The organism is Streptosporangium sp. NPDC004379 (genome assembly GCF_042873875.1).
Taxonomy (GTDB): domain Bacteria; phylum Actinomycetota; class Actinomycetes; order Streptosporangiales; family Streptosporangiaceae; genus Streptosporangium.
The window spans coordinates 453,986-466,430 of sequence record NZ_JBIAMC010000003.1 but is presented as its reverse complement, the minus strand read 5'-3'; the positions used below and the strand labels follow the sequence as shown (position 1 = coordinate 466,430).

8 protein-coding genes are annotated in these 12,445 nt (G+C 70.7%); 2 read left to right on the top strand and 6 right to left on the bottom strand.

Annotated elements, in window-relative coordinates; translation table 11 throughout:
• Window positions 1–15: 15 nt before the first annotated feature.
• From ACFYSC_RS09305 to ftsE, 4 genes are all read right to left on the bottom strand, one after another.
• Window positions 16–1,905, bottom strand: a complete 1,890-nt coding sequence (locus ACFYSC_RS09305) for a penicillin-binding transpeptidase domain-containing protein (RefSeq protein ID WP_389958909.1) — start codon at window positions 1,903–1,905, stop codon at window positions 16–18.
• 2 nt (window positions 1,906–1,907) lie between these two features.
• Window positions 1,908–2,375 (bottom strand): SsrA-binding protein SmpB, encoded by a 468-nt coding sequence (gene smpB / locus ACFYSC_RS09300; protein ID WP_362929235.1) that lies wholly within the window; start codon window positions 2,373–2,375, stop codon window positions 1,908–1,910.
• 80 nt (window positions 2,376–2,455) lie between these two features.
• Window positions 2,456–3,361: a permease-like cell division protein FtsX gene (gene ftsX, locus ACFYSC_RS09295; RefSeq protein WP_362929233.1), complete on the bottom strand. Its 906-nt coding sequence runs from the start codon at window positions 3,359–3,361 to the stop codon at window positions 2,456–2,458.
• 33 nt (window positions 3,362–3,394) lie between these two features.
• Complete coding sequence (ftsE, locus tag ACFYSC_RS09290) at window positions 3,395–4,084, bottom strand: cell division ATP-binding protein FtsE (RefSeq protein ID WP_389958906.1); 690 nt, start codon at window positions 4,082–4,084, stop codon at window positions 3,395–3,397.
• A gap of 233 nt (window positions 4,085–4,317) precedes the next feature.
• Between ftsE and ACFYSC_RS09285 the strand changes: the two genes are divergently transcribed.
• Window positions 4,318–4,509, top strand: a complete 192-nt coding sequence (locus ACFYSC_RS09285) for a hypothetical protein (RefSeq protein WP_389958904.1) — start codon at window positions 4,318–4,320, stop codon at window positions 4,507–4,509.
• 103 nt (window positions 4,510–4,612) lie between these two features.
• On the opposite strand, the gene prfB is transcribed toward ACFYSC_RS09285, so the two are convergent.
• A complete protein-coding gene (prfB, locus tag ACFYSC_RS09280) occupies window positions 4,613–5,728 on the bottom strand; it encodes a peptide chain release factor 2 (RefSeq protein WP_389958902.1) in 1,116 nt (371 codons plus the stop codon).
• Window positions 5,729–5,827: 99 nt separating this feature from the next.
• On the opposite strand from prfB, the gene ACFYSC_RS09275 reads away from it, so the two are divergent.
• Window positions 5,828–6,868 (top strand): hypothetical protein, encoded by a 1,041-nt coding sequence (locus tag ACFYSC_RS09275; protein ID WP_389958899.1) that lies wholly within the window; start codon window positions 5,828–5,830, stop codon window positions 6,866–6,868.
• A 78-nt stretch (window positions 6,869–6,946) separates the two neighbouring features.
• On the opposite strand, the gene ACFYSC_RS09270 is transcribed toward ACFYSC_RS09275, so the two are convergent.
• Entirely contained in the window at window positions 6,947–11,824 is a 4,878-nt protein-coding gene (locus ACFYSC_RS09270) for an NAD-glutamate dehydrogenase (protein WP_389958897.1), read from the bottom strand.
• Window positions 11,825–12,445: the final 621 nt, after the last annotated feature.

The following is a 12,445-nucleotide window of genomic DNA, read 5'->3' as shown; positions in this document are numbered from 1 at the left end:
CCCGCGTGCGGCGGGTCACAGGCCCGCGCGCAGCCCCCGGAAGAACCGCCCGGCGACGGTGGCCCCCGCGGCGGGGTCGGAGCTCTCCATCAGCACCGCCACGGCCGTGTCCCCCTGCCAGCCGACGAACCACGACAGGGGCTTGCGGCCGCGGACGGCGGTGGCGGTGACGCCGTACACCGGGTCACCCGGAGCCGCGGCGGCGCGGGCCGAACCCGAGGTCACCCCGGCCCGCATGAGCGTCTTGAGGGTGGCGACCGTCCTGTCGTCGAGCTTGATCGGCGCGGGCGGCTGCGCCGGCCTGGTCTCGGCCGAGGGGTCGGGTTCCTTGGGATCGGTGACCAGGACGGGCGGGTGCCAGGTGCCCGTGGGCGAGGCGACCGCCCCCGCCACCAGGGCCATGGTCAGCGGGCTGACCAGCACGTTCTGACCCACGATGGCCCGTGCCGTGGCCGCGTCGCCCTTCAGGGGCCGTATCGAGCCGCTGAAGGTCGAAAGCGGCAGGTTCCAGCGCGTGCCCAGGCCGAACCTCTTCGCGCCGGCCTCCAGCTCGGCGCCGTCCACCTTGCGGGCCAGCGAGGCCAGCGCCGTCACGCAGCCGGTGGCGAACGCCCCCTGGACGGTGGGCGTGCTCGGGGCGGGCGGCCCGGACTGGCGGAAGCGGGCACCGCCGACACTCCGCTCCCCGGGGCAGGCGAGCTTCTGCTTGAAACTCGTCCCCGCCTTGATCAGCCCCTCGACGGCCATGAGTGAGAACGCCGAGCCGGGGTGGAACCGCCCGGCCAGGGCGTCCTCCTTCTGGTTGTACTCCTTGGTCGCGCCGACGGCCCGTACCTCGCCGGTGGAGGCCTGCACCGCGACGAGCATGCCGGGCGTGATGCCGAGCAACGCGTCGTCGGCCGTCTTCTGGACGCCGCGGTCGAGGGTGGTCCGCACCGGCGAGGTGGGCCGTCCGGACCACTTCTTCAGCTCGGCCACCTCCTTCATCGTCCTGACGTCCAGCGTGATCACGCTGGTCTCGGTCGAGCCGGTGAGGTACTCCTGGTAGGCCTTCTGCAGCCCGGTGCGGCCGACCGTGTCGCCCGCCCGCTGGGGGCCGCCGAGCTGCTGCTGGAGGTCGGCGGTGACCGCGGAGACGACGCCCACGATCTGCTTCGGGGAGTCGGGCGCCAGGGGCTGCGGGTCCTTGGCGATGGTGATGCCCGGGATGGCCTTCAGCTGCGACTCCAGCTGCGCGTAGCGCCGGCCGCCGAAGGTGGCCAGCGGCACGGCCGCGTCGGGCCGGGCCGACCGGATCCGGCTCAGCAGGCGGTCCTGGGGGAACCCGGTGACCTTGGCCAGCTGTTCGCAGACCTCGGACGGGTTCTTCAGCTCGGCCGGCGTGACGTTCGCCACGTAGAGGGTGGTCTCCTGCTGGAGGGGGGCGCCGGTGCGGTCCTCGATCGGGTTGCGCCCCTGGGGCTTGATGTCCACCGCGAACCGCTGGCCCTCGTGCAGGTCGGGGTGGAGGACGCTGGGCGACCAGTGCACCTTCCACTGGCCGTTCACCAGGCGCAGCGGCAGCCGCCCGTCGTACTCCCACAGGGGGTTGTTCTCCCCCAGGTCGACCTCGGCCGCGAAGTCGGCCTCGGCCTGCTCGTCCTGCCCGGCGCGCAGGCCGGTCAGCCGGAAGCGGAACGAGGCCGCGTCGAGCTGGACCTTCGCGTCCTCCAGCGCCGTGCGGACCGCCTTCTCGTCGCCGTCGGTGCGCCTGGCGGCGGCGGCGTAGTCGCCCGTCTGCCAGCCGACCAGGAAGTCGCGGACCGCCTCGTGGGCCGACGGCTCCTCCAGACACGCCGACAGCAGGGGGACGGTCGCGGCCAGTGTGAGCGCCGCGGCGACGGCGCGCCGAGCCTTCCTCGTCACGGTTACCTGTTCCTGTACCGGACCGCGCGCGCCATCTCCCGCTTGGCCTGCTGCTCGGCCAGCGTCTGCCGCTTGTCCCAGTCCTTCTTGCCCTTCGCGAGGCCGATCTCGATCTTGGCCTTGCCGTCCTTGAAGTACAGGGCGAGCGGCACCAGTGTGAGACCGCCCTCCTTGGTCTTGGAGGCCAGCTTGTCGAGCTCCTTGCGGTGGAGCAGCAGCTTCCGGGTACGGCGCGCCGCATGGTTGGTCCACGTCCCCATCGTGTACTCGGGGATGTGGACGTTGATCAGCCAGGCCTCGCCGTCCTTGATCGTGGCGTACCCGTCGACGAGGGACGCCCGCCCCAGGCGGAGCGACTTGACCTCGGTGCCCTGCAGCACGAGGCCCGCCTCGTAGGTCTCCTCGATGTGGTAGTCGTGCCAGGCACGCTTGTTCTGGGCGATGACCTTCCGCCCGGTCTCACGTGGCATGCCTTCGAGCCTACCGGTGACCGGGACGGCGTACCGCGCCCGAGATCGCGCGCATGTCCGGCGCGGGGGTCATCGCGGCGTCATACCCGCAGGTAGCGGCGGAGCGTGACGAACGACGCCAGGATACAGATCACCACACCGATGACCAGGGTGAGGAGGATGACCGAGGTCACCTTCTCCCAGGTGAGCACGGTGTTGGCGAGGTAGACCTGCACCTTGTCGAAGAGGAACACCTTGCTGACGATCAGCAGCACCCCGGACATCACACCGCCGATCAGGCCGGCGATGACGCCCTCCATGACGAACGGGAGCTGGATGTAGATGTTGGAGGCGCCCACCAGCCGCATGATCCCGGTCTCGCGCCTGCGGTTGTAGGCCGACAGCCGGACGGTGTTGCCGATCAGCAGCGTGGCCGCGAAGACCAGGATGATGGCGATCACCAGGGCGGCCCAGCGCAGGCTCTCCAGGAGGGCGAAGAACTTCTCCAGGAGCTCCTTCTGGTTCACCACGTTGGAGACGCCGGGGGCCCCCTTGAGCTGCTCGATCACCGCGGGGTAGGTGTCGGGGTCCTTGAGCTTCACCCGGAACGACTCCGGCATGTCCTCGGCCCGGATCGCCGAGAGCAGCACGGTGTTGCCGGCGTTCTGCGACTTGAAGACCTCGTAGGCGTGGGCGGCGTCCTCGAAGGAGACCGACTCCACCTGGGGCAGCGACTCGATCCGCTGCTTGAGGGCCGCCTGTTCCTGGGCGTTCACCCCGCCGCTGCCCTTGCACTGCGGGAAGGGGTCGTTCTTCTTGCACAGGAAGGCCGAGACCTCGACCCTGTCCGACCAGAAGTCCTTCATGGTGGAGATCTGGGAGTTGATCATCAGGCCGACGCCCAGCAGGGCCATGCCGATCGCCACTGTCACGATCACCGCGACGGTCATCGTGAGGTTACGCCGGAGGCCGATCCAGACCTCGGAGAAGATGAAGTTTGCCCGCATGCTCTTCCTGTCGCTGCTGCCGGTACTGGTGTGTCAGTACGCCTGGCCGTAAACGCCACGCGACTGGTCTCGGACGATCTTGCCGTCCTCCAGTTCCACTACGCGTTTGCGCATGGAGTCGACGATGGCCGCGTCGTGCGTGGCCATGACGACGGTGGTGCCCGTCCGGTTGATGCGGTCGAGCACCTTCATGATGCCGATGCTCGTGGCCGGGTCGATGTTGCCGGTGGGCTCGTCGGCCAGGAGGATCATCGGCCGGTTGACGAACGCGCGGGCCATCGCGACCCGCTGCTGCTCACCACCGGAAAGCTCGTCGGGCATCCGGTGGGCCTTGCCCTCCAGGCCGACGAGCTCGACGACCTCGGGCACGACCTTGCGGATGAACCGCCGCGGCTTGCCGATCACCTCCAGGGCGAACGCGACGTTCTCGTACACGTTCTTGTTGGGGAGGAGCCGGAAGTCCTGGAACACGCAGCCGATCCGGCGCCGCAGGTGCGGCACCTTGAAGTTGGACAGCCGGGCGAGATCCTTGCCGGCCACCTGGATCACCCCGGAGTCGGGGCGCTCCTCCTTGAGGACAAGGCGCAGGAAGGTGGACTTCCCCGACCCGGAGGGGCCGACGAGGAACACGAACTCACCCTTGTCGACATCGACGCTGACGTGGTCCAACGCGGGCCGGTTCTGGTTCGCGTAGACCTTGGTGACATTATCAAAATGGATCACGGGCGCATCACGGCATGCCAGTCTAGGGGGTAGGACGGTCGAGGTAGTGGCGGAGCTTCGCCTTCGCCTCTCGCCGGCCGGGGGGCGCCGGTCTTTACCGACGATCGACGTTCCGGTGGGCGGAGCCCAGTCTAGAGGGAAGACCGGCCTGGAAAGTCCATAACGGAAACAAAACGATTCGGCCGCCCGGTAACGACCGCATAAAGTGGTTCTGAAGGCTAGAAGGAGGACGTATGAGCTGTGAGGACTTGGTCTGCGCGCGGTGCGCGCACCCTGTCGCCGAGGGCCGCTGTCCTCAGTGCCGCGCCGCCCGCGAGCGGATGCACCACCACGGCCTGGACGGCACGGCGGCCACGCTGGTGCTGCTGGCGCTGGTCGCGCTGCTCCTGCTGTCCCTGGCCCTGAACCACCTCACGGGGACCTGAGAAGGCCCCCGACGGGCGCCGGACGGCGCCCAGGCGCCCCGCCGTACGGCGGTCCCGCCCGGACGCCCGGCGGCGTCGCCCGACGCCCGGCGTCACCCGGCCGTCACTCGGCGCCCGCCTCCTGGCGGCGCGTCCAGCGGATCTCCGCCTCGATGAACTGGTCGAGGTCGCCGTCGAGCACCGCGGCCGGATTGCCGGCCTCCGAGCCCGTACGGAGGTCCTTGACGATCTGGTAGGGGTGCAGCACGTAGTTGCGGATCTGGGTGCCCCACGACGTGGTGGCCTCACCCCGGATCTCACTCAGCGCCGCGGCCTCCTCCTGCCGCTTGCGCTCCAGGAGCTTCGACTGCAGGACCGCCATGGCGGTGGCCTTGTTCTGCAGCTGCGAACGCTCGTTCTGGCAGGAGACGACGATCCCGGTGGGCAGGTGGGTCAGGCGGACCGCCGAGTCGGTGGTGTTGACGCCCTGGCCGCCGGGCCCCGAGGAGCGGTAGACGTCGACGCGCAGGTCGTCCTCGTTGATGTCGATGTGGTCGGTCGTCTCGACGACCGGCACCACGTCCACGCCGGCGAAGGAGGTCTGGCGGCGGCCCTGGTTGTCGAACGGGCTGATCCGCACCAGGCGGTGGGTGCCGTGCTCGCCGCGGAGCGTGCCGTAGGCGTAGGGGGCCTTGACGGTGAAGGTGGCCGACTTGATACCGGCCTCCTCGGCGTAGGAGGTCTCGTAGACCTCCGTCGGGTAGCCCTTGCGCTCGGCCCAGCGGAGGTACATCCGCAGGAGCATCTGCGCCCAGTCGGCGGCGTCGACGCCGCCGGCCTGGGAGTTGATCGTGACGACGGCCTCGCGGGCGTCGTACTCGCCCGACAGGAGGGTGCGCACCTCCAGGGCTCCGACGTCGCTCCTGAGCGACTCCAGCTCGCGGTCGGCCTCGACGCGGGTCTCCTCGTCGTCCTCGGCGGCGGCGAGCTCGTACAGGACCCCCAGGTCCTCCAGGCGGCGCCCCAGCGACTCGATCCTGTTGACCTCGCCCTGGAGGTAGGAGAGCCTGCTGGTGACCTGCTGGGCCCGCTCCTGGTCGTTCCACAGGTCGGGCGCGGCTGCCTGCTCCCCGAGCTCCTCGATCTGCTTGCGCATCACGCCGAGGTCGAGGACGTCCTGGATGCTGGCGAGCGTGCCGGTAAGCTCGTTGATCTCTTCGGCCGGATCGATGACTGCCACGTCTGTAAAGGGTACGCGACCGCCGAACCCCGTTGGGTACGGCTCGCGTCCCGCCGGTGGCTAGCATGGGCGCGCGAGGGGACCACGAGGAGGCCGGCAGTGCGAGCACATCGGAGACGCGGGCCGCTCGCGCTCGCCCTCGCGCTGGTGACCTGCGCCGCGGCCTGCTCGGGCCCCGGCGACCAGACGCCGCTCAAGGGCGGGATGCCGCCCGGCTCGACCTCCACCCCCGCGGCCCTGGCCGCTCCGCCGGTCACGCTCGCGGAGGCGGACGAGGCCCTGGAGGGCGTCCTGGCCGTCGAGGGCGTGCTGAACGGCGCCACGCCGCACCTGAGCGCCGACCGCAGGAACGCGCTGGCCCAGACCTGCGACGCGCAGTACGACATCACCTTCGCCGCTTTCAAGGTCTCCCGGGACGCGCCGCCCCACCGCACCTGGGGCCGGCCGCGGCTGCTGGTCCCCCGCGTCCAGCGGGCGCCCTACTGGTTCGCCGCGGTGGTGAGCAACGAGGACTCCGCGGGCGGCTCCCGCACCGCCGTGCTGACCCTGACCGAGCGCGACGACAGGTGGTGCGTGAGCTCCACCGCGCTGCTGGAGCCGGGCGAGCGGGTCCCGGAGATCGCCGAGGACGCCGAGGGCTACGCCACCGCGCTCGACCAGGACGACCGGTCGGTGGAGATCAGCCCGCGGCTGATGCCGCCGCTGCACGCGACCGCGGCGGAGCAGGGCACCCGGGGGATCGCGGCCGGACTGGTCGAGAAGGGCCGGCGCACCACCGGCTACGCCGAGGAGATCGCGGCCGAGCGGGCGAAGTACAAGAAGGACGACTGCCAGGGCTACGACTCGATCTTCGGCGCGAGCGGCTACCCGGTGCGCGCCCTGCGCACAGCCGACGGCGGGGCCATGGTCATGTACGCGCTGATCAGGACCGACACCCTGACGAACAAGGTCCCGCCCTGCGCGATGATCAGGGTGCCGGAGCACCTGGAGCCGCTGTACTCCGGCCCGAAAACGGTGGTCAAGGAGCTGCGGATCGCGGAGACGCAGCCCTACGTCAGCGTCGTCCCGCGCCGCAACGCCCACGCCCCGGCGCGGATCATCGCCTATCTCGGCTCCGTCACCAAGGTCTTCGGCACCTGACCCGCCTGACCTGCCCGGCCCCCACATGACCCGCCGAGGGGCCCCGGTGACCGGCCGGTCACCGGGGCCCCTACGGGGTCACGCCTCGCGGACCGGCAGGTTGACCGTGGCCACCAGCGCGCGGATCGCGCGCAGCGCCACCGACAGCGTCGCCAGGTCGAAGTTGTCGCTCTCCCAGATCTCCGACAGGGTCTGCCGGGCACGGGCCACCGCCGCCGCGTTCGCCTCGGTCCAGCGGGCCAGGCGCTCCTCCGGCGACAGGCCCGGCGAGCTGTGGGCCAGGACGTCGCGGGTGAGGGAGGCGTGCGCGGCGTAGAGGTCGTCGCGCAGCGCGGCCCGTGCCATGGAGTTCCACCGGTTGTCCCGCGGCAGCGCGATGACGCGCTCGCGCAGCCCGGCCAGCTGGAGTCGGTCGGCCAGGTCGAAGTAGACCTCGGCCACCTCGCCGACCGGGCGGCCGAGCTGTGAGGCGACCTCCACCAGGTCGAACGTCGAGTAGGCCGGGACCATCGACGCGACCCGCTCGGCCAGCTCCCCGGGGACGCCCCGGGCGACGAAGGAGTCGCGGCGCTCCTCGAACGCCGCCAGGTCCGAGCCGGTCAGCAGCTTGGGCAGGTGCGGCAGCAGGCCGTTCATGCCCTTGGCGAAGAAGTCGGCCGTGGAGGCCAGGTCGAGCGGCGCCCGGCGGTTGCCGAGCAGCCAGCGGGTGCCGCGCTCGGCCAGCTTGCGCGCCTCCAGCTCCATGGCGATCTGCGTGGCGGTGTCCACCTTGTTGTCCAGCTCCTCGACCTGCCGCCAGAAGCTGGGCAGGTCGAACACCTCGCGGGTGACGAGGTAGGCGCGGGTGATGTCGGGGGCGGACGCGCCGCTCTCCTCCCCCAGCCGGAACATGAAGGTGGTCCCACTGGAGTTGATCATGTCGTTCACCACGCAGGTGGTGATGATCTCCCGGCGCAGCGGGTGGGCGTCCATGTGGGGGCGCATCCGCTCGCGCAGCGCCGACGGGAAGTAGGACACCAGCCAGGAGGCCAGGTAGGGGTCGTCGGGCAGGTCGGAGGCGAGGATCTCGGCGTCCGTCACCAGCTTGGTGTAGGACAGCAGCACCGAGAACTCCGGCGCGCTGAGCCCGAGCCCGGCCTGGCGCCGCTCGGCGATCGTCTTGTCCGAGGGCAGGAACTCCAGCTCCCGGTTGAGCAGCCCGGCCCGCTCCAGCCTGCGGAGCTGGCGCGCGTGGATGTGCAGCATCTCCGGCGCCTGGGCGCGGGCGGCGGCCAGCACCACGTTCTGGTCGTAGTTGTCCCGCAGGACCAGGTCGGCGACCTCGTCGGTCATGTCGAGGAAGATCTGGTCGCGCTGTCTGTCGGTCAGCTCGCCGTCGCGGACCGCGCGGTCCAGCAGGATCTTGATGTTCACCTCGTAGTCGGAGGTGTCCACGCCGGCGGAGTTGTCGATGAAGTCGGTGTTGACCAGCCCGCCGTTGAGCGCGAACTCGATCCGGGCGAGCTGGGTGAAGCCGAGGTTGCCGCCCTCTCCGACCACCTTGCAGCGCAGCTCGGCGGCGTCGACCCGCAGCGCGTCGCTGGCCTTGTCGCCGACGTCGGCGTGGGACTCGCTCGACGCCTTGACGTAGGTGCCGATCCCGCCGTTCCACAGCAGGTCCACCGGGGCCCGCAGGATGGCGCTGATCAGGTCGTTGGGCGCCAGCGAGGTCACCTCGTCGGCCAGGCCGAGCGCGGCGCGCATCTGCGGGGAGACCGGGATCGACTTGGCCGTACGGGGCCAGACGCCGCCACCCTTGGAGATGAGCGAGGTGTCGTAGTCGGCCCAGGAGCTGCGGGGCAGCGCGAACAGCCGGGCGCGCTCGGCGTAGCCGCGGGCCGCGTCCGGGTCGGGGTCGACGAAGACGTGCCGGTGGTCGAAGGCGGCGACCAGCCGGATGTGCTGGGACAGCAGCATGCCGTTGCCGAACACGTCGCCGGACATGTCGCCGATGCCGGCCACGGTGAAGTCGGTGCTCTGCACGTCCACGCCGATGGTGCGGAAGTGGTACTTGACCGACTCCCAGGCGCCCCGGGCGGTGATGCCCATGGCCTTGTGGTCGTAGCCGACCGAGCCTCCGGAGGCGAAGGCGTCGCCCAGCCAGAAGCCGTAGTCCTTGGCGACCTCGTTGGCGATGTCGGAGAACGTCGCGGTGCCCTTGTCGGCGGCGACCACCAGGTAGGTGTCGTCCTCGTCGTGCCGGACCACGTCGGCGGGCGGGACGACCCGGCCGTCGACGAGGTTGTCGGTGATGTCCAGCAGGCCGGAGATGAACATCCGGTAGCAGGCGACGCCCTCGGCCAGGACCTCCTCCCGGTTGCCCGACCTCGGCGGGTTCTTCACGACGAAGCCGCCCTTGGAACCGGTGGGGACGATGACGGTGTTCTTCACCATCTGCGCCTTGACCAGGCCCAGCACCTCGGTGCGGAAGTCCTCCATCCGGTCCGACCAGCGCAGGCCGCCGCGCGCGACCTTGCCGAAGCGCAGGTGCACGCCCTCCACCCGCGGCGAGTAGACGAACACCTCGAACCTCGGCCGGGGCAGCGGCAGCACGCTGATCGACGGCGAGTCCAGCTTGAGACTGATGTACGGCTTGCGCTCGCCGTCCACGGTCTGGAAGCAGTTGGTCCGCAGGGTTGCGCCGATCATCTCCAGGTAGGCGCGCAGGATGCGGTCCTCGTCCAGGGAGGCGACGTCCTCCAGGGCGCCGAGGATCTCCTCGTGCAGCGCGTCCTGCAGCTCGGCGCGGACGTCCTCGGCGCGGCGGGGGTCGAGCCTGGCCTCGAAGTAGCGGACCAGCAGCCGGGCCACGCGGACGTTGCCGAGCAGGACCTGCTCGATGTAGTGCTGGCTGAAGGTCGTGCCGGCCTGGCGGAGGTACTTGGCGTAGACCCGCAGGATCTCGGCCTGCCGCCAGGTCAGGCCGGCGGCCAGGACCAGCGCGTTGAAGCCGTCGCTCTCCACCCGGCCGTGCCACAGCGCCTCGAACGCGTCCTGGAACAGCCGCTTGAACTCGTCGCGGTCCACCTCCTGCGAGGGGGTGTAGCGCAGGCCGAAGTCGTAGATCCAGGCGTCCTTGGTGTCGGGGTCGTTGTCGCGGTCGATCTCGTACGGCCGCTCGTCGACCACCTCGACGCCCATCCGCTGCAGCAGCGGCAGCACCTGCGACAGGGAGACGGGAGCGCCGATCCGGTAGATCTTGAACCGGCGCTCGCCCTCGGCCGCGTCGTAGGGCTCGTAGAGGTTCATCCCGAGCTCGTCGGACGACTCCGCGAGCTCCTCCAGGCGGCGCAGGTCGGCGACGGCCATCCGCGGCGGGAAGTCGGCCTTGTACCCCTCGGGGAACGCCGTGGCGTAGCGGCGCACGAGGGCGGGGGCCTCCTCCTCGGAGCTCAGCTCGACGATCGCGGAGGCGAGGTCGTCGTCCCAGGAGCGGGTGGCCGCGGCCAGCTTGGCCTCCAGCTCCTCGACGTTCACCGCGTCGGCGCTCAGCGGCCGGCCGCGCTCGCCGCGCACCACCACGTGCAGCCGGGCCAGGGCCGATTCGCCGATCATGGCGCTGTAGTCGAGCGAGGTGCCGCCGATCGCCTTGAGCAGGAGGTTCTGCAGCTTGACGCGGATCTTGGTGGTGTAGCGGTCGCGCGGCAGGTAGATCAGGCAGGAGATGTAGCGGCCGTAGTCGTCGGGGCGCAGGAAGAGCCTGACCTGCTTGCGCTCGCGGAGCCTGAGCACGCCGAGCGCGATGGGCAGCAGCTGCTCCACCGAGGTCTGGAAGAGCTCGTCGCGGGGGAAGGTCTCCAGGATCTCGATGAGGTCCTTGCCGTCGTGGCTGTCGGCGGCGAACCCCGCCAGGTCCAGGACTTCGGCCAGCTTGCGGCGGAGCACCGGGATGCGGGAGATCGACTCGCTGTAGGCCACGTGGGTGAACAGGCCGAGGAAGCGCCGTTCGCCGACGACCTCCCCGGCGGCGTCGAACATCTTGACGCCGACGTAGTCGAGGTAGGCCGGGCGGTGCACGGTGGCGCGGGTGTTGGCCTTGGTGATGATCATCAGCTGCTGCCGGTCGCGGGCCTTCGCGCGCAGCTCGGGGCTGAGGGCGGCGAAGCTCTCCGAGCCCGCCTTGTCGTGGCGCAGGATGCCGAGGCCGGTGCCGGGAACCTGGCGCAGGCTGTCGCCGTCCTCGCCCTCCTCCAGGCGGTACTCGCGGTAGCCGAGGAACGTGAAGTGGCCGTCGGCCAGCCAGCGCATCAGTTCCAGGCTGTCCTCGGCCTCGGCCGGCTCCAGCGGCGGCGGGTTGAGCGAGACGTCCTCGGCGGTCTGTACGGCCAGGGCCCGCATCTTGACGAAGTCCTCGACGGCGAAGCGCACGTCGGACAGGATCCGCTCCAGGTCCTCCTCGATCACCCTGAGGGTCGCGGCGTCGGCCTGGCGGTCGACCTCGAAGTGCATCCAGGACTCGACGAGCATCTGTCCCGTCGTGTCGTCCTCGCCGCGGCCGAGCAGCCTGCCGGTCATGTCCCTGCGCACCCGCATCTGGGGGTGGACGACCAGGTGGACGCCGATCTCGTGGCGGTCGAGCTCCATCGTCACCGAGTCGACCAGGAAGGGCATGTCATCGGTGACCACCTCGATGACCGAGTATCCGGGGTCCCAGCCGTGCTCCTCCAGCGTGGGGTTGTAGGCCCGCACCAGGGCGCGGCCCTGGGGGCGCCGCTCGGCGAGCTGCCGCTGGGCCATGGCCGGGCCGTAGACGTCGACCGGGTCGCGGCTCAGCAGGTCCTCGGGGGCGACATGCCGGTAGTACAGCCGCAGATAGGCGAGGGCCTCCTCGGTGCCCACGTGCTCGCTACCCGGCGTGTGCGCGCACATCTCGGCGGCACCCCTGAGTAGCTCGTCCTTGGCCTCGTTGAGCGGCATGTCGCTCTCACTCCTTTGTGAGGGATTTTTCATAGTTGGAGGGATCTACGGCTTAATCCGTAGTTCCCAGGGGCGGAGGAAGTAATACGGAAGCCGCGGATCTCCCGGCGGCGGGTCTCCCGCCGTACGGCCCGCGCCCGCACGGCCCACACCGTGGCACCTCGCCCCCGGACGGCCCGCGCCCGGCGCGGACGGGAGCGGAGGCGGAGTGCGGCGCGGTGTCCCCGCGGCGGAACGGGCGAAAGGACCGGCGTGACCGTCGCGGCGGATGACCGGTCGCCGCCGGTCGCCGTGGCAGGGTGCGTCGTGGGCCCCGCGGCTCCCCGCCGCCGTCGGCGCGGAAGCCGCCGTCGCCTGCGCGGGACCGGCGGTCCCGTGGTGCGGGAGGGACGGTCCCCGCCGGATGCGGGCGGTGAGGCCAGCATCGCACAGGGTGGCCTGGATGAGGCGGCGACACCGCGCCCCCCCGCTCACCGAAACTCCGCCCACCGGGCGTGGCCCGCGGCACAACACCTCCAGCGGCCGCTGTCCCGGTCCCCGTTGACCGGAATATGCCGCCGCCCTGCATATCACCCGAAAAGCCAGGAAACGTCAACGTGGCGTCGATGCTCCGGCGGGCCG